This is a genomic window from Sphingobium lactosutens DS20 (assembly GCF_000445105.1).
Classification (GTDB): domain Bacteria; phylum Pseudomonadota; class Alphaproteobacteria; order Sphingomonadales; family Sphingomonadaceae; genus Sphingobium; species Sphingobium lactosutens.
The window spans coordinates 25,609-43,237 of record NZ_ATDP01000082.1 but is presented as its reverse complement, the minus strand read 5'-3'; the positions used below and the strand labels follow the sequence as shown (position 1 = coordinate 43,237).

19 protein-coding genes are annotated in these 17,629 nt (G+C 61.8%); all 19 read right to left on the bottom strand.

Translation table 11 applies throughout. From position 1 onward, the window contains the following. On the bottom strand, window positions 1-1,437 hold the full coding sequence (gene nuoN / locus RLDS_RS38505) for an NADH-quinone oxidoreductase subunit NuoN (protein WP_021225754.1): 1,437 nt from the start codon (window positions 1,435-1,437) through the stop codon (window positions 1-3). Continuing rightward, window positions 1,437-2,990, bottom strand: coding sequence for an NADH-quinone oxidoreductase subunit M (locus RLDS_RS38500; protein ID WP_021225753.1), 1,554 nt, complete (start codon window positions 2,988-2,990; stop codon window positions 1,437-1,439). The genes nuoN and RLDS_RS38500 overlap by 1 nt, the downstream gene beginning before the upstream one ends. Further along, on the bottom strand, window positions 2,990-5,083 hold the full coding sequence (gene nuoL / locus RLDS_RS38495; protein WP_021225752.1) for an NADH-quinone oxidoreductase subunit L: 2,094 nt from the start codon (window positions 5,081-5,083) through the stop codon (window positions 2,990-2,992). The genes RLDS_RS38500 and nuoL overlap by 1 nt, the downstream gene beginning before the upstream one ends. Before the next feature lie 8 nt (window positions 5,084-5,091). Then, window positions 5,092-5,397, bottom strand: a complete 306-nt coding sequence (nuoK, locus tag RLDS_RS38490) for an NADH-quinone oxidoreductase subunit NuoK (RefSeq protein WP_009821720.1) — start codon at window positions 5,395-5,397, stop codon at window positions 5,092-5,094. Beyond that, entirely contained in the window at window positions 5,394-6,005 is a 612-nt protein-coding gene (locus RLDS_RS38485; RefSeq protein ID WP_021225751.1) for an NADH-quinone oxidoreductase subunit J, read from the bottom strand. The genes nuoK and RLDS_RS38485 overlap by 4 nt, the downstream gene beginning before the upstream one ends. Window positions 6,006-6,168: 163 nt before the next feature. After that, complete coding sequence (nuoI, locus tag RLDS_RS38480; protein ID WP_021225750.1) at window positions 6,169-6,654, bottom strand: NADH-quinone oxidoreductase subunit NuoI; 486 nt, start codon at window positions 6,652-6,654, stop codon at window positions 6,169-6,171. Continuing rightward, entirely contained in the window at window positions 6,651-7,700 is a 1,050-nt protein-coding gene (gene nuoH / locus RLDS_RS38475; RefSeq protein ID WP_021225749.1) for an NADH-quinone oxidoreductase subunit NuoH, read from the bottom strand. The genes nuoI and nuoH overlap by 4 nt, the downstream gene beginning before the upstream one ends. Window positions 7,701-7,812: 112 nt before the next feature. Beyond that, on the bottom strand, window positions 7,813-9,819 hold the full coding sequence (gene nuoG / locus RLDS_RS38470; protein WP_031297958.1) for an NADH-quinone oxidoreductase subunit NuoG: 2,007 nt from the start codon (window positions 9,817-9,819) through the stop codon (window positions 7,813-7,815). Beyond that, on the bottom strand, window positions 9,812-10,180 hold the full coding sequence (locus tag RLDS_RS38465) for a hypothetical protein (protein ID WP_021225747.1): 369 nt from the start codon (window positions 10,178-10,180) through the stop codon (window positions 9,812-9,814). Before RLDS_RS38465 ends, nuoG begins: the two co-directional genes overlap by 8 nt. Then, complete coding sequence (nuoF, locus tag RLDS_RS38460) at window positions 10,177-11,514, bottom strand: NADH-quinone oxidoreductase subunit NuoF (RefSeq protein ID WP_021225746.1); 1,338 nt, start codon at window positions 11,512-11,514, stop codon at window positions 10,177-10,179. Before nuoF ends, RLDS_RS38465 begins: the two co-directional genes overlap by 4 nt. 160 nt (window positions 11,515-11,674) lie before the next feature. Continuing rightward, window positions 11,675-12,340, bottom strand: coding sequence for an NADH-quinone oxidoreductase subunit NuoE (gene nuoE, locus RLDS_RS38455; protein WP_021225745.1), 666 nt, complete (start codon window positions 12,338-12,340; stop codon window positions 11,675-11,677). Then, complete coding sequence (locus RLDS_RS38450) at window positions 12,333-12,665, bottom strand: hypothetical protein (protein WP_021225744.1); 333 nt, start codon at window positions 12,663-12,665, stop codon at window positions 12,333-12,335. Before RLDS_RS38450 ends, nuoE begins: the two co-directional genes overlap by 8 nt. Further along, window positions 12,662-13,897 carry an NADH-quinone oxidoreductase subunit D gene (locus RLDS_RS38445; RefSeq protein WP_021225743.1) on the bottom strand — a complete coding sequence of 412 codons (1,236 nt, stop codon included), beginning with the start codon at window positions 13,895-13,897 and terminating at the stop codon, window positions 12,662-12,664. The genes RLDS_RS38450 and RLDS_RS38445 overlap by 4 nt, the downstream gene beginning before the upstream one ends. Next, window positions 13,897-14,733 (bottom strand): NADH-quinone oxidoreductase subunit C, encoded by an 837-nt coding sequence (locus tag RLDS_RS38440; RefSeq protein ID WP_021225742.1) that lies wholly within the window; start codon window positions 14,731-14,733, stop codon window positions 13,897-13,899. Before RLDS_RS38440 ends, RLDS_RS38445 begins: the two co-directional genes overlap by 1 nt. Window position 14,734: 1 nt before the next feature. After that, on the bottom strand, window positions 14,735-15,289 hold the full coding sequence (locus RLDS_RS38435; RefSeq protein WP_031297956.1) for a NuoB/complex I 20 kDa subunit family protein: 555 nt from the start codon (window positions 15,287-15,289) through the stop codon (window positions 14,735-14,737). Continuing rightward, window positions 15,280-15,654 (bottom strand): NADH-quinone oxidoreductase subunit A, encoded by a 375-nt coding sequence (locus tag RLDS_RS0128025; RefSeq protein WP_031297954.1) that lies wholly within the window; start codon window positions 15,652-15,654, stop codon window positions 15,280-15,282. Before RLDS_RS0128025 ends, RLDS_RS38435 begins: the two co-directional genes overlap by 10 nt. 126 nt (window positions 15,655-15,780) lie before the next feature. Beyond that, the gene (locus RLDS_RS38430) at window positions 15,781-16,596 is read right to left on the bottom strand and encodes an inositol monophosphatase family protein (protein WP_021225740.1); all 816 of its coding nucleotides are present in this window, start codon (window positions 16,594-16,596) and stop codon (window positions 15,781-15,783) included. A 37-nt stretch (window positions 16,597-16,633) separates the two neighbouring features. Further along, entirely contained in the window at window positions 16,634-16,969 is a 336-nt protein-coding gene (locus RLDS_RS38425; RefSeq protein WP_236616841.1) for a hypothetical protein, read from the bottom strand. 17 nt (window positions 16,970-16,986) lie between these two features. Continuing rightward, entirely contained in the window at window positions 16,987-17,550 is a 564-nt protein-coding gene (gene efp, locus RLDS_RS38420) for an elongation factor P (RefSeq protein ID WP_021225738.1), read from the bottom strand. Window positions 17,551-17,629 lie beyond the last annotated feature (79 nt).

Here is a 17,629-nt window from a genome sequence, read left to right as displayed (position 1 = left end):
TCAGAAGAGCGACGCCGCGGCGGCGGCGCTGACAGCATCGAGCGCGGGGTTCAGCAGATAACCAAAGACGATCACGACTGCGCAAGCGGTCAGGATGACATTTTCAACCATCCCACCCTTTGCTTCATAAGCGGCGGCAGGCTCGTCAAAATAGATCGTCTTGATAATCTTGAGATAATAGAAGGCGCCAATCACCGATGCCGCGATACCAAAGGCTGCTAGCGCGGTCAGATCAGCGGCCACAGCGGCGTCGAACACCAGGAACTTCGCCCAGAAGCCGAAGAGCGGCGGGATACCCGCCATCGAGAACATGAAGATCGCGAAGGCGGCCGCCAGCCCTTTGCGCGACTGCGACAGGCCGGCCAAGCTGGCGATCGTTTCGACGGGGCGTCCCTGCGCGTCACGCATCTGCAGGATGCAGGCGAAGGCGCCAATGGTCATGACGACATAGATCGCCATGTAGCTCATGGTTGCGGCAACGCCAGCCGGCGTGCCGGCGGCAAGGCCGATCAGCGCAAACCCGACATTGTTGATCGACGAATAGGCCATCAGCCGCTTGATGTTCGACTGGCCGATCGCCGCGACGGCGCCAAGGATGATGGATGCCAGTGCAACGAAAATCACAATTTGCTGCCAGTCGAGGCCCGCCGGGCCGAGCGCTTCGATCGCGACGCGGACAGCCAGCGCCATGGCGGCTACCTTGGGCGCGCTGCCGAAGAAGGTGGTGACCGGGGTGGGCGCGCCTTCATAGACGTCGGGCGTCCACATATGGAACGGCACCGCGCTCATCTTGAAGGCAAGGCCGGCCAGCAGGAACACCATGCCGAACAGTTCGCCGTTCGACACGCCATCACCCATGGCAACCGCAATACCGTCCAAGGCGGTCGTGCCGGTAAAGCCGTACAGCAGCGCCGCGCCATAGAGCAGGATGCCACTCGCCAGCGAACCCAGCACGAAATATTTGAGGCCCGCTTCAGACGAGCGCGCATCCTGGCGCATGAAGCTGGCCAGCACATAGGCGGCAAGGCTCTGCATTTCCAGCCCGACATAGAGGGTCAGAAGGTCGCCGGCGGACACCATCATGCCCATGCCGATGGCGCTGAAAAGGATCAGCACCGGATATTCGGGCCGCTCCTTTCCGTCCGCCTGAAAATAGCGGGGGGCAAGAAGGATGGCGGCAGCAGCGGCTGCGTAGATCATGCCCTTGGCAAACGCGGAGAACGCGTCTGCCCGAACCAGGCCGTCGAAAGCAACCGGCCCGTTGGCCAGCGATGTCGACAGAGCCAAGCCCGCAATCGCCAGCGTCAGCACAGCGAGCCAGTTCACAAAACGACTGCTCGCTTCTCCGCCCCAGGCGGCCACGAGCATGAGCACCAGACCGCCAACGGTCAGGACCAATTCCGGCGCGACGGCCAGAAGGGAAGCGGATTCAATCATCAGTGCGCCTCCCCGTGCGCGCTTGCTTCTTCATGGGTGGCGCCGCCAGCAGGCATCGCCGCGCCCATCTTGATATGGGAATCACCTGCGGGCGCCGCAGGAGCGAGGCGCGCTTCGAGCGCGCGAATATCGGATCGCATCGGCGCGAGGAAGCTTTCGGGATAAACACCCATCCACAGCACCGCCGCGGCGATCGGGGCCAATAGCGCAATTTCGCGCATCGACAGGTCAGGCATCGCTGCCGCATCGGCATTGACCTGCTCACCATAGGCGATGCGGCGATAGAGGTAGAGCATATAGGCCGCGCCCAGGATGATGCCCGTGGTGCAGACCAGTGCAACCCAGCTCGACGCCTGGTAAATGCCCATCAGCGACAGGAATTCACCGACGAAGTTCGATGTGCCCGGCAAACCGACCGACGCCATGGTGAACAGCAGGAACAGCACCGCATATTTGGGCATGTTGATGCTGAGGCCACCATAGCGGCTGATCTCACGGGTATGGAGACGATCGTAAATGACGCCGACGCAGAGGAATAATGCGCCCGACACCAAGCCGTGGCCGAGCATGACCATCATCGCGCCTTCGATACCCGCCTGGTTGAAGGCGAACAGGCCAACCGTCACGATCGCCATATGCGCGACCGATGAATAAGCGATCAGCTTCTTCATGTCCGACTGCACGAGCGCGACGAGGCTGGTATAGACCACCGCGACCATCGAAAGGCCCCAGACCAGCCAGGCCAGCTGCGCCGACGCCTCCGGGAACATCGGCAGCGAAAAGCGGATAAAGCCGTAGCCCCCCATCTTCAGCAACACGCCCGCCAGAATGACCGACCCTGCGGTCGGCGCCTGCACGTGCGCGTCGGGCAGCCAGGTGTGGACCGGCCACATCGGCATCTTGACCGCGAAGCTGGCGAAGAAGGCCAGGAACAGCCAGGTCTGCGCGCCCGGAGCAAAATTATAGGCCATCAGCGCCGGGATTTCGGTCGTGCCGGCTTCATGGACCATCCACATCATCGCGATCAGCATCAGAACCGAGCCGAGCAGCGTGTAGAGGAAGAATTTGTAGCTCGCGTAGATGCGATCCGCGCCGCCCCAGATACCGATGATAAGATACATCGGAATGAGCCCGGCTTCGAACATCACGTAGAAGAGATAGATGTCCTGTGCCGTGAAGACGCCGATCATCAGCACCTCCATGAACAGGAACGCCGCCATATATTCGCCGACGCGCTTCTGAATCGCCTGCCAGCTCGCGCCAATGCAGATCGGCATCAGGAAGACGGTCAAGACGATCAGCATCAACGCGATGCCATCAATACCCAGCGCCCAGGCAAAGCGCCCGAAGATCGGGGCATATTCCTGGAACTGCCATTGGGCGGCCGTGCCGGCCTGGTCGAAATTCGCCCAGAGCACGATGCCGAGCAGCAAATCGACCAGCGTCGCGATCAATGCGATCCAGCGTGCGCTGTTTGCGCCCGCGAAGAGACAGGCGATGGCCCCCGCCATCGGCACTGCCATCATCAGGGAAAGGATGGGGAAGCCGTCCATTATCGTGTCATCGCCCAGGTTGCGGCTGCGGCGAGGCCAATCAGCATCACCAGCGCGTAAGTGTAAAGGTAGCCGGACTGAATCCGACGCGTGATCTTGTTGCCCTGCACGACCAGCGCAGCCAGGCCATTCGGTCCGAAGCGGTCAATGAAGCCGACATCCCCGAACTTCCAGAAGAAGCGGCCGATGGCAAAGGCAGGCCTGACGAACAGGAAGTGATACAGTTCGTCAAAATACCATTTATTCAGCAGGAACTGGTAGAGCGCACCGAAGGTCGAGACGAAGCGCTGCGGCCAGTCGGTGTTCTTGATGTAGGCAAGCCACGCGATCAGCAGCCCAATCGCCATCACCGTGAAGGGACCGAACTTGACCCAGGTCGGAACCGCATGGGCAGCGTGCATGAGATGGCTGTTGAAGGCGAGTGCCCCCTTCCAGAACTCCACGCCGCCTTCCGCGCCGATGAACTGATCATGGAAGACGAAGCCGGCAAAGACCGCGCCCAAGCTCAGCACGATCAGCGGGATCAGCATCACTAGGCCGCTTTCATGCGGATGATAGCCGCCGGTTCCCGTAGGCAAGGTATGCGCCGCGGCGCCATGCGCATGCGGCTCGTCCCCGGCATCTTCCTGCGCAGGCGCATTATCATGTTCCGACCCGTGGCCGTGCGTATCATGATCGTCATGCCCATGCGCATCGTGAAGCGCATGCTGGATATGTTCCGACGCGGCCCAGCGCGGTTTGCCGAAGAAGGTCAGGAACACCAGGCGCCAGCTGTAGAAGCTGGTGAGCAATGCCGCGAATACGCCGACATAATAGGCCCCGACGCCTGCTCCCCCGGCCGCGAAGGCCGCTTCCAGGATGCCGTCCTTCGAATAGAAGCCGGCAAAGCCAACGCCCACGAGCGGGATGCCGACGCCGGTGATCGCCAGCGTGCCGAGAGTCATCGTCCAGAAGGTGATGGGGATGCTTTTACGCAACCCACCATAATAGCGCATGTCCTGTTCATGGTGCATCGCATGGATGACAGAGCCCGCGCCCAGGAACAACAGCGCCTTGAAGAAGGCGTGCGTGAAGAGGTGGAACATTGCCGCGCCATAGGCGCCGACGCCCGCCGCGAAGAACATATAGCCCAGTTGCGAGCAGGTCGAATAGGCAATGACGCGCTTGATGTCGGTCTGCACCGTGCCGACCGTCGCCGCGAATAGACAGGTGGCAGCGCCGATGAAGGTCACGAAACCGAGCGCCGTGGGCGAGGTTTCGAACATCGGCGACAGGCGACACACCATGAACACGCCGGCCGTGACCATCGTCGCGGCATGGATCAGCGCCGACACAGGCGTCGGGCCTTCCATCGCATCGGGCAACCAGGTGTGGAGGCCAAGCTGCGCCGACTTGCCCATCGCACCGACGAACAGCAGCAGGCAGAGCACGGTCATGGTGTCGAAACGATGACCCAGGAACCCGATGGTCGAACCCGCCATCGACGGCGCGGCTTCCAGAATTTCCGGGATCGAAATGGTGTTGAACACCAGATAGGTGCCGAAAATCCCCATCATGAAGCCGAGGTCGCCGACGCGGTTGACCACGAACGCCTTGATCGCGGCGGCATTGGCCGACGGCTTGCGGAACCAGAAACCGATGAGAAGGTAGGACGCCAGACCCACGCCTTCCCAGCCGAAGAACATCTGCAACAGATTGTTCGCGGTCACGAGCATGAGCATCGCGAAGGTGAAGAGCGAAAGATAGGCGAAGAAGCGCGGCTGATCCGGCTCCTCGTCCATATAGCCCCAGCTATAGAGGTGAACGAGGCTGGATACGCTGGTGATGACGACCAGCATCACCGCCGTCATCGTGTCGACGCGTAGCGCCCACTGGGCATCGAAGCTGCCGCTTTCGATCCAGGTGAAGAGCGGCGTTACGCTTGCTTCGGCCTGGCCGGTGACGAACGGGATGAAGATCATCCAGCTCATCGCGCAGGCAATGAACAGGGCGCCAGTGGTTACGATCTTGGCGGGCAGCTTGCCCAGGGCCTTGTTGCCAAGGCCGGCAATGGCAGCCGCCAGCAGCGGGAGAAGGACGATAAGCTGGATCATGAAACGGCTCAGCCCTTCATCTGGTTGATGTCATCGACGGCGATGGTGCCGCGACCGCGGAAATAGATGACGAGGATCGCAAGGCCGATGGCCGCCTCACCCGCCGCGACGGTCAGCACGAACATGCTGAACACCTGCCCGACAAGGTCGCCCAGAAAGGCGCTGAACGCGACGAGATTGATGTTCACGCTCAGCAGGATCAGCTCGATCGCCATCAGGATGATGATGACATTCTTGCGGTTGATGAAGATGCCCAGCACCCCCATCACGAACAGGATGGCGCTGACCACCAGATAATGTTGCAGGCCGATCACAGCTCCACCCCCTGCCCCACGGGCTGATTGACATTGCGCACGGCATCCTGCGGCCGGCGCTGGTTCTGGCGCGCGATATTTTGCGGACGAACACCGCCGCGGGCGCGATGCGTCAGGACGATGGCGCCGATCATGGCCACGAGCAGTACAATGCCCGCCGCTTCGAACAGGAAGATGTAGCGCGTGTAGAGAAGCGCACCGATCGCCTGGATATTGGAAAGCTCCGGGTTCACCGGGCCGGCGCGCTGCGCCAGCTCGATCGGGCCGACGCTCCACAGGCCGATACCCAGCACGATTTCGGCCAGCAGGACCAGCGCCACCAGCAAACCGAAGGGCAGATAGCTGACGAAGCCCGCCCGCAATTCGGCGAAATCAATGTCCAGCATCATGACGACGAACAGGAACAGCACGGCTACGGCGCCGACATAGACGATGACGAGCAGCATCGCGATGAATTCGGCGCCCAGCAGGATCATCAGGCCAGCGGCGTTGAAGAAGGCCAGGATCAACCACAGGACCGAATGGACGGGGTTGCGCGACAGGATCGTCAGCGCGCCGCTGCACACCACGATCGTGGCAAACAGGTAAAAGGCGATTACATGGATCATTGGATATACTCGGCCCCCTCGGCCCCTACCCCGTTCATCCTGAGTAGCTGCTGAGCTTGTCGAAGCAGCGTATCGAAGGACGCGCACAGAGCCTTCGATACAGGACCTCGACAAGCTCGGTCCTTACTCGGGCCGAACGGCTCTTGGAGATTCCGCACGCCCATTACCGATAGGGCGCATCGGCGGCAAGGTTCGCGGCGATCGCGCGTTCCCACTTGTCGCCATTTTCAAGAAGCTTGGCCTTGTCGTAGATCAGCTCCTCGCGGGTTTCGGTCGAAAATTCGAAATTCGGCCCTTCGACGACCGCGTCCACCGGGCAGGCTTCCTGACAGAAACCGCAATAGATGCACTTGGTCATGTCGATGTCGTAGCGCGTCGTGCGACGGCTGCCGTCCTCGCGCGGCTGCGCCTCGATGGTGATGGCCTGCGCCGGGCACACCGCCTCGCAAAGCTTGCATGCAATGCAGCGTTCTTCGCCGTTGGGATAGCGGCGCAAGGCATGCTCGCCCCGGAACCGCGGCGAGATCGGGTTCTTTTCATAGGGGTAGTTGATCGTCGCCTTGGGCTTGAAAAAATATTTCAAGGTCAGGGCGTGCGCCTTCACAAACTCCCAGAGGGTGAAGGATTTGACGTAATAACCGAGGCTCATTGTGCGCCTCCATAGCGCGTCAGCATGAGGAAGCCCGACACCAGGAACACGAACAGCAGCGAGGTCGGCAGGAAGATCTTCCAGCCCAGTCGCATCAGCTGGTCATAGCGGTAGCGGGGCACCGTCGCCTTCACCCAGGAGAAGACGAAGAAGAAGAACAGGATCTTGGCGAACAGCCAGAGGATGCCGGGCACCAGATAGAGCGGCGCCCAGTCGAACGGCGGCAGATAACCACCCCAGAACAACACCGCGTTGAGCGCGCACATCAGGATGACGTTGGCATATTCGCCCAGCCAGAACAGCGCGAAGGCCATCGACGAATATTCGGTCTGATAGCCCGCGACCAATTCACTTTCCGCTTCAGTGAGGTCGAACGGCGCACGCGCTGTTTCCGCCATGGCGCTGATCAGGAACATGATCGCCATCGGGAAGAGCAGCGGGTTGAAGCCGTTGCCGTTCAGAAAGCCATAATAACCCTTCTGGCTTTCGACGATGTCGGTCAGGTTGAAGCTGCCCGCCCACAGAACGACGCAGATCAGGATGAAGCCGATCGAGACTTCATAGCTGATCATCTGCGCGCTGGCGCGGATTGCAGAATAGAAGGGATATTTGGAGTTGGACGCCCAGCCCGACAAAACGACGCCATAGACGCCGAGCGAACTTATCGCGAGGATGTAGAGCAGGCCGACATTGATGTCCGCCAGCACCACGCCCACCTGGAACGGCACCACCGCCCAGGCCATCAGCGCAACGGTGAAGGTGATGATCGGCGCGATCAGGAACAGGGTCTTGTTCGCGGCGGAGGGAATGATGGTTTCCTGCAGAAAGACCTTGAGGCCATCCGCGAAGGACTGGAGCAGGCCGAACGGTCCAACGACGTTGGGCCCGCGGCGCAACGCCATCGCCGCCCAGATCTTGCGGTCGGCATAGATGATCATGGCGACCGCCAGCATGACCGGCAGCGCGATCAGCAAGATGCCGATGACGGTGGAGAGCAGCCAGGCGCCTTCAAACGGCAGGCCAAGATTTTGGAAAAAGGCGGTCATGCTTCCCCGACCCCAGAACCGTTCGGGCTGAGCCTGTCGAAGCCCAGTCCTTCTTCAAGAAAAGTGCAGCCCTTCGACACGCTCAGGGCGAACGGAGATTTACGCGGGGCCATCATTCCGCAGCCTCCGCGTAGCTTTCACCATGGATCAGTTCGGCCGAACATTGCTGCATCGTCGGACTGGCGCGGCAGATCGCGTTGGTCAGGTAGAAATCCTTGATCGGCGAACCAAACTCGCCGGTCGCGCCGGTGGGCAGGCTGGGCGTTGACCAGCCGAAATCGACCAGACCTTCCCGACCCAGCGCCGGCACAGCCCTGGCCATTTCAGCGCGCAACTGTTCGAAGCTATCGAAAGGCAACGTCACGCCCATGACATCGGACAAGGCGCGCAGGATCGACCAGTCTTCGCGCGCATCGCCCGGCGCGAACACGGCCTTTTCACCGCGCTGCACCCGGCCTTCCAGATTGACATAGGTGCCAGGCTTTTCGGCATAGCTTGCGCCCGGCAGGATCACGTCCGCCGCATGCGCGCCCTTGTCGCCATGATGGCCGATATAGACTTTGAAGCTGCTGCCGAACGCAGCATAATCGACCTCGTCCGCGCCAAGCGCGAAGAGCAGCTTCGGCGCGGCCTGTGCCATCGCCTTGATGCCGCCATCCATCGCATAGCCCAGCATCAGCCCGCCCATGCGCGAAGCGGCGAAGTGAAGGACATTATAGCCGTTCCACTGGTCCTTGACCAGGCCCAGCGTCTCGACGAGCGCCAGTGTCTCGCCATGCGCCCCGTCCTTGGCGAGCACGCCGCCGCCGACGATCATCGCCGGACGCGCGGCTTTGCCGAAGGCATCGAGCACGGCTTCGGGCAGCTTGGCGAGCAGCCCGGCATCATTGCCCAGCCATTCGACCTTGTAGGTGAGATCGACTTCCGGTCCGACCGCAAAAATCCTGGCGCCTCGCTTGATCGCCTTGCGGATGCGGGTGTTCACCAGCGGCGCTTCCCAACGCAGGTTGGTGCCGACCAGCAATATGACGTCCGCCGTCTCCAGATCAGCGAGCGGCGTGTTGAACACAACCGACGACAGGCTCGACACATCATAGGCGAGGCCGGTCTGCCGCCCTTCCAGCATGGTGCCGCCCAGCTTTTCGACGAGCAGCTTGCCTGCAAACATCGTTTCGCAATCGAGCAGGTCGCCAGCGATCGCCGCGACGCTGCCGCCATGCTGGACAGCGGCGATCGCCTGGAACGCCTCTTCCCATGTCGCGGCGATCAGCTTGCCGTCCTTACGGACGAATGGCTTGTCGAGCCGCTTGCGCACCAGCCCGTCGACATTGTGCCGGGTCTTGTCCGACGCCCATTCCTCATTCACGTCATCATTGATGCGCGGCACGGCGCGCAGCACCTGACGCCCGCGACTGTCGAGGCGGATATTGGTCCCCACCGCGTCCATGACGTCGATCGCATGGGTCTTTTTCAGCTCCCATGGGCGCGCTTCGAACGCATAGGGCTTGGACGTCAGCGCACCGACCGGGCAAAGGTCCACCACATTGCCCGACAGCTCGCTCTTGGCGGCATGTTCCAGATAGGTGGTGATCTGCATGTTCTCGCCGCGATAGATGGCGCCGATTTCCGGCACGCCCGCGACTTCCTCGGCAAAGCGCACGCAGCGGGTGCACTGGATGCAACGGGTCATGACCGTCTTGACGATCGGCCCCATATATTTCTCTGTGACGGCCCGCTTATTCTCTTCGTAGCGGCTACCACCCCGACCATAGGCGACCGACTGGTCCTGCAAATCGCATTCGCCACCCTGGTCGCAGATCGGGCAGTCGAGCGGGTGGTTGATGAGCAGAAACTCCATCACCCCCTCGCGCGCCTTCTTGACCATTTCGGTCTGGGTGAAGATTTCCTGATTGTCGGCGGCGGGCAGCGCGCAGCTCGCCTGCGGCTTGGGCGGCCCGGGCTTCACCTCGACCAGGCACATGCGGCAATTGCCGGCGATCGACAGCCGCTCATGATAGCAGAAACGGGGGATTTCCTTCCCCGCCAACTCGCAGGCCTGCAGGACAGTCGCCCCTGCCGGCACTTCGAGTTCTACGCCGTCTACTTTGACTTTAGGCATTGGGACGACCCCGGAATAGATTCCAATTCGGCGCGACGACCGCGACGAACATGACAAGAAACAGGGCATAGCCCCAGGTAAAGCCCCATGTCTGGGACAGGAAAAAGCCCTTGATGACCTGAATGCCCGCGCCAGCCACATAGAGATAGACGCCAAGAGCCTTGGCCAGCCCGGTCAGGTAGGCGCCGAACACCGCCATCACCATCCCAACCAGCGTCGCGATGACGATCGGTTCGCCATAGAGGGACGGCGCGTCCGCCAGCGCGAACACCAGCGTGACGAAGAAGGCCGCCCAGATAAGGGCAAAACCCCATCCGAACACCCGCAGCGTCTTGTAGCCGGTGACAGGCTGCTCGATCACTCGGCAGCCTCCATCACCGGCGCGCCGCGTTCGGCGATCCGGCGTTCGATCTCCGGGCGGAAATGGCGGATCAGGCCCTGGATCGGCCAGGCCGCCGCATCACCCAGCGCGCAGATGGTGTGACCTTCCACCTGCTTGGTCACCTGGAACAGCATGTCGATTTCGCTCTGGTCGGCGTCGCCGGTGCGCAGCCGCTCCATCACGCGCCACATCCAGCCCGTGCCTTCGCGACACGGCGTGCACTGCCCGCAGCTTTCATGCTTGTAGAAATAGGACAGGCGGGAAATCGCGCGGACGATGTCGGTCGACTTGTCCATGACGATGATGGCGGCGGTGCCAAGGCCCGATCCGAGCGCCTTCAGCCCGTCAAAGTCCATCGGCGCGTCCATGATCTCCTTCGCCGGCACCAGCGGCACCGACGAACCGCCGGGGATCACCGCCAGCAGATTGTCCCAGCCGCCGCGAATGCCGCCGCAATGGCGATCGATCAGCTCGCGGAACGGAATGCCCATGGCCTCTTCGACCACGCAGGGCTTGTTCACATGACCGCTGATCTGGAACAGCTTGGTGCCCAGATTATTGGGCCGCCCGATGGAGGCGAACCATTCGGGCGAGCGCCGCAGGATGGTCGGGCCGACCGCAATCGATTCGACATTGTTGACCGTCGTCGGGCATCCATAAAGGCCCGCCCCCGCTGGGAAGGGCGGCTTCAGGCGCGGCTGGCCTTTCTTGCCCTCCAGGCTTTCGATCTGCGCGGTTTCCTCGCCGCATATATAGGCGCCCGCGCCGCGATGGACGAACACGTCGAAATCATAGCCCGACCCGCAGGCATTCTTGCCCAGGAACCCCTTGGCATAGGCCTGCTCGACGGCGGCGAAGAGGACCTTCGCCTCGTAGATGAACTCGCCACGGATATAGATATAGGCCGCGCGCGCGCGCATCGCGAAACCGGCGATCAGCGCACCTTCGATCAGCTTGTGCGGATCGTGACGGATGATTTCGCGGTCCTTGCACGAACCGGGTTCGGATTCGTCGGCGTTGATAACTAGGAAGCTCGGCCGGCCATCCTTGCTTTCCTTGGGCATGAAGCTCCACTTCATGCCGGTCGGGAAGCCCGCGCCGCCACGACCGCGCAGGCCCGATGCCTTGATGCGGTTGATGATTTCGTCCTGGCCCATCTCCAGCAGGGCCTTGGTATTGTCCCAGTCGCCGCGTTTCATCGCCGCGTCGATGCCCCAATCCTGGAAGCCGTAGACGTTGGTGAAGATGCGGTCCTTGTCCTCCAGCGGGCCGACGAACGGCGGCGGCGGGGGCGGAGCGGTTTCGTCAGTCATGCGAAGAGTCCCATCTGACAGCCGTTCGCCCTGAGTAGGGGCTGAGCGAAGTCGAAGACCCGTATCGAAGGGTCACGCGCAACAACCGTCCTTCGATACGCCACTTCGACAAGCTCAGTGGCTACTCTGGACGAACGGAGAATGTGGGGTGGAATGGTCATCACCAGCTCCCCCGATAGTCGTGATTTTCACCGACCATTTCCTGCAGACTGGTCGGCCCGCCCTCGGGGCAGCTGGTCTGGCGCTCGATCTGCGGCCCGATCTTCGGCTGCTTGCCGGCGGCCAGGTCGTCCAGGATCGCACCCATGCTGTCGTAGGTCAGGTCTTCGTAATTGTCGTCGTTGATCTGGACCATTGGCGCGTTGGCGCAGGCGCCCAGGCACTCGACCTCGGTCAGGGTGAACAGGCCGTCCGGCGTGGTCGCGCCCTTCACCAACCCCTTGTTCTTGCAGGCCGCGAACACATCGTCGGAGCCGCGCAGCATGCAGGGCGTCGTGCCGCACACCTGCACATGATAGCGGCCGACCGGCGCCAGATTATACATGGTGTAGAAGGTCGCGACCTCATAGACGCGCATATACGGCATATCGAGCTGCCGGGCGATATACTCCATCACCGGCACGGGCAGCCACCCTTGCGTCTGCGTCTCCGCGCCGACCTGCCGTTGCGCCAAGTCGAGCAGTGGCATCACCGCGGACTGCTGCCGCCCGGCGGGATAGCGGGCAATGACCTTCTCGGCTTGCGCGGCGTTCTCTTCCGTCCACGCAAACGCGCCCCAGCGCGCGCGGGTCTCGGCTTCGTCGGGGATATGGGGTGCGTCAGCCATGCGTTTTCTTCTTGCGGTCTAGAGCGGCAGTTGCGCTTTCCGTGTTCCAATATTCGCGGGCCAGCCGAAACTTCCCGACGCGATCATATTTCCGATCCTGCTCGATCGAAGCGCGCTTCATAACCACCCACCAGCGCCAACCAACAAAGGCTACCCATGCGGCCTGAGCGCTCCAAAAAACGCCTTCCGCCACCACGTTGCCGCGCGAGAACAAAGTCATCCAAATGGCGATGGTCGCGAAATTCGGAATTAGCAGCAGCCGATAGTTCCGCTTGCCGTCCCAACAGCTATCAACCCAAGAACAGATGCGGGCGAAGGCACTCACCGGTCACACTCCCCGAACACGATGTCCATCGCGCCGAGAACGGCGGTGGTATCGGCCAGCATGTGGCCCTTCATCATGAAGTCCATCGCCTGCAGGTGGCTAAAGGCGGTCGGGCGGATCTTGCAGCGATAAGGCTTGTTGCTGCCGTCGGCGACCAGATAGACGCCGAATTCGCCCTTGGGGCTTTCGGTCGCCACATAGACCTCGCCGGCGGGCACATGGAAGCCCTCGGTATAGAGCTTGAAGTGGTGGATCAGTGCTTCCATCGATCGCTTCATCTCGCCGCGCTTGGGCGGCACCACTTTGCGGTCGAAGCTCGCGGTCGGACCTTCCGGCATCTCATTGAGGCACTGCTTCATGATCCGCGCGGACTGGCGCACTTCCTCGACGCGGACCATGAAGCGGTCGTAGCAGTCGAAATTGGTGCCGACCGGAACGTCGAAGTCCATCCGGTCATAGACGTCATAGGGCTGCGCCTTGCGGATGTCCCACGGGATACCCGACCCGCGGATCATCGGGCCGGAAAAGCCCCATTTCAGCGCGTCTTCCTTGCTGACTACCGCGATGTCGACGTTGCGCTGCTTGAAAATGCGGTTGTCGACCACCAGGCTCATCGCATCCTCGAACAGACGCGGCAAACGCGTGTCGAGCCAGTCGGCGATGTCGGTCAGCAGCTTTAGCGGCACATCCTGATGCACGCCGCCCGGCCGGAAATAGGCCGAATGCATGCGCGCGCCCGACGCCCGCTCGAAGAAGTTGAGGCAATCCTCGCGAATCTCGAACAGCCACAGGTTGGGCGTCATGGCGCCCACGTCCATGACATGGGAGCCGAGGTTCAGCATGTGATTGCAGATGCGGGTCAGCTCCGCGAAGAATACTCGCAGATATTGCGCGCGCAGCGGCACTTCCAGGTTCAGCAGCTTCTCGACCGCCAGCACATAGCTATGCTCCATGCCGAGCGGCGAGCAATAGTCGAGCCGGTCGAAATAGGGCAAAGCCTGCAAATAGGTCTTGTACTCGATCAGCTTTTCGGTGCCGCGATGCAGCAGGCCGACATGCGGGTCGCAGCGCTCGACGATCTCGCCGTCCAGCTCCATGACCAGGCGCAACACGCCATGCGCCGCCGGGTGCTGCGGGCCGAAGTTGATCGTGTAATTCTGGATCTCGGTATCACCATAGGCCGGATCGGCCGCGTCGGTGCGATGGTCCAGTTCGTCCAGATAATCGGCCATTACGCCTTGTCCTCCGGCTTGGCTGCGCCCTTGCCCTCGTCGGTATGCTCTTCCGGCTTCACCGGCGCATCGTCCGACTTGGCGGCTGCCTTCGCATTGGCCGGCTCGCCAGCACCCGTATCGCTCTTGCTCTCCGTCGTCTTGGGCGTGTCGCCCTTCGCATCACCCTTGGGCGCAGCAGGCGGCGGCGGTGGAGCAGGCGCAGGCGTCGGCGCGCCGGGCGCCTGCCCGGCCTTTTCATCGCCCGGCAGCACATATTGCGCGCCTTCCCACGGGCTCATGAAATCGAAACTGCGGAAATCCTGCGCCAGGCGGACCGGCTCATAGACGACCCGCTTATCCTCTTCGGAATAGCGCAATTCGACATAGCCCGTCAGCGGGAAGTCCTTGCGCTGCGGATGCCCCCTGAACCCGTAGTCGGTCAGGATGCGGCGCAGATCGGTATTCCCCTCAAACACCACGCCATACATGTCGAACACTTCGCGCTCCAGCCAGCCGGCGACCGGCCAGATGTGCGTGACAGTCGGCACCGGCATATTCTCGTCCGTGCTCACCTTCACGCGAATGCGGTGGTTCCGGGTGACACTCAGCAGATGATAGCAGACCTCGAACCGCTCGGCCCGATCGGGATAATCGACCCCGGCAATCTCCATCAACTGCTGATAGTGCGCCAAGTCGCGCAGCGTGACCATGGCGTTCGCCAATTCCTCGCGCACGACAGTGAAGCTCAGTTCATCAGCATGATCGACGGTGTCGACCAGCATCGAACCCAGCAGGGCGGCGATTTCATCCGCGATGCCGTCGATGGTCGCGATCCGGGGTGCAGAATGGCTCATATTAACGCTCGATCGTCCCGATGCGGCGAATCTTCCGCTGCAACTGCATCACGCCATAGAGCAGCGCCTCGGCAGTCGGCGGGCAACCGGGGACATAGATGTCGACCGGCACGATGCGATCGCAGCCGCGAACCACCGAATAGCTGTAATGATAATAACCGCCGCCATTGGCGCAGCTGCCCATCGAAATCACATATTTCGGGTTGGACATCTGATCATAGACCTTGCGCAGGGCCGGCGCCATCTTGTTGCAGAGCGTGCCCGCGACGATCATCACGTCCGACTGGCGCGGCGACGCGCGCGGCGCAGCGCCAAAACGCTCCATGTCGTAACGCGGCATGTTCACATGGATCATCTCGACCGCGCAGCACGCCAAGCCAAAGGTCATCCACCACAGCGATCCCGTGCGCGCCCACTGAAACAACTCCTCGGTCGACGTGACAAGGAAGCCCTTGTCGCTGACTTCGCCGTTCAGCGCGTTGAAGAAGTCCTGGTCGGGTTGGGTGCCCACCGGCGGCATGGTGCCGGGGATGGGCCGCTCAAGTTCTACTCCCAATCGAGTGCTCCCTTCTTCCACGCATAGACGAGGCCGAGCACCAGCTCCGCTATGAAGATCATCATCGTCGCCCAGCCGGCCCAGCCGATCTGGTCCAGGCTGACCGCCCAGGGAAACAGGAACGCCGCTTCAAGATCGAAGATGATGAAGAGAATGGCGACCAGATAGAAACGCACGTCGAACTGGCTGCGCGGCTCTTCGAACGCGGGGAAACCGCATTCATATTCGCTGAGCTTGGCCGGGTCTGGCTGATGCGCGCCAGTCAGGCGGCCGACCAGCATCGGCAGAAAAACGAAGGTGCCGGAAAGCAGCAAGGCAATCCCGAGAAAAATCAGGATCGGCAGATATTGGGCAAGATCGACCAACGGAGTCCCCTGGGCGAAAAGGTTGTGGGCGCGCTTTAGGCCCGCTGCATATGCGAAGCAAGGGGCCAAGGGCATGAGAATGAATCGCAAAAAGGCCAAGTCATTGAAGCGCTTGGCCCTTGTCGGTCATCGCAACGCGCCAGCAACCAATTTATGCAATTTGGAATGGATCGCGTCATTGCCCGCGATCACTTCCCGGCGGTCGATCATCTGGTCGCCGCCGCGAAAATCGCTGACGAAGCCACCGGCTTCGCGCACCAGCAACATGCCCGCAGCCACGTCCCAGGGTTGCAGGCCACTTTCCCAAAAGCCGTCATAGCGGCCGGAAGCGACATGGGCGAGGTCGAGCGACGCCGCGCCAAAGCGGCGAAGCCCTGCAACCGAAGGCGCAACCGCGCCGAAGATGCGTGACCATTGCGCCATGTCGCCATGGCCCATGAAAGGAATGCCGGTCGCGATGACACAATCGGCCATGTCGCGCCGCGCCGACACGCGCAATCGCTGGTCATGACGCCAGGCGCCCCGGCTCTTTTCCGCCCAATAGCTTTCATCCGTCACCGGCTGATAGATAAGGCCAGTCGTCACTTCCCGCTTGTTGCCGCCATAGAGCGGCTCCTCGACCGCGATCGAGATGGCGAAATGGGGAATGCCGTGCAGGAAATTGGTCGTACCGTCGAGCGGGTCGATGATCCAGCGCGGCTTGGTCGGGTCACCGGCAATTTCGCCGCCTTCCTCCAGCAGGAATCCCCAGTCAGGCCGGGCCTTCTGCAATTCCTCGACCAATGTGCGTTCGGCCTGCTCATCGGCCTTCGACACGAAATCGGCCGGCCCCTTGCGGCTGACCTGCAGATGCTCGACCTCGCCGAAGTCACGACGCAGTTTCGAACCCGCCTTGCGCGCGGCGCGCTCCATGACGGTGAGAAGGCCGGAATGCGATACCATGTTCATTCTCCGCCGCCCGTACCGGCGGCTTGCTGGGTTATTTCTTGGGTGCAGCCGCAGGCGCAGCAGGCGGGCGATAGCCGCAGGCACCGGCGATCACGGCCAGCATCTGCGACGCGTCCTTGCGGTCGACCTTGCCGGGATTGGCGGCAACCACCTTGTCCACCGCGCCGCTGATCTGCGACACCGAATTGCTGTAGAGGCATTCGAACAGCTTGTTCTTCACCGGCTGTTCGACCTCATCGGACTGGAGCGCGCTGCTCATGACCCGCAGCACGAACGCTGCATTGGCAAGCTGGGCCTTGGACGGCCCGGCCTGCGCCTGAACCGCCGCCGGAAACAGGCCCGCCGCCAGCGCACCTGCCAGCATCATGCCGCGCCCCATGCCCATTACTCGGCCCGCTTCACATATTCGCGTTCGTAGACATCGACCACGATGCGCGTGCCGGTGACAATATGCGGCGGAACCATGACGCGCACGCCATTGTCGAGGATCGCGGGCTTGTAGCTGGCCGAGGCGGTCTGCCCCTTCACCACGGCGTCCGCTTCCACCACGGTCGCTTCAACCGTTTCGGGCAGTTGAACGCTGATCGGCCGTTCTTCATACATTTCCAGCATGACCATCATGCCGTCCTGCAGGAAGGCCGATGCCTCACCCACCAGATCCTGCGGCAGGTTGATCTGCTCGTAAGTTTCGGTATCCATGAAGACGAGCATGTCGCCTTCGGCATAAAGATACTGAAAATCCTTGGTATCAAGCCGGATGCGCTCGACGGTTTCGGCCGACCGGAAGCGCACATTATTCTTGCGGCCGTCGATCAGGTTCTTGAGTTCCACCTGCATATAGGCACCGCCCTTGCCGGGCTGGGTATGCTGGATCTTCACAGCGCGCCACAGGCCGCCGTCATATTCGATGTTGTTGCCGGGACGAATCTCGACGCCGCTGATCTTCATGGGAAGAGCCTGCCTATATGTCTGAATGGATAAAGAGCCGGCCTCATGGGAGGCTGGGCGCGCCTTTACCCGGTGATCG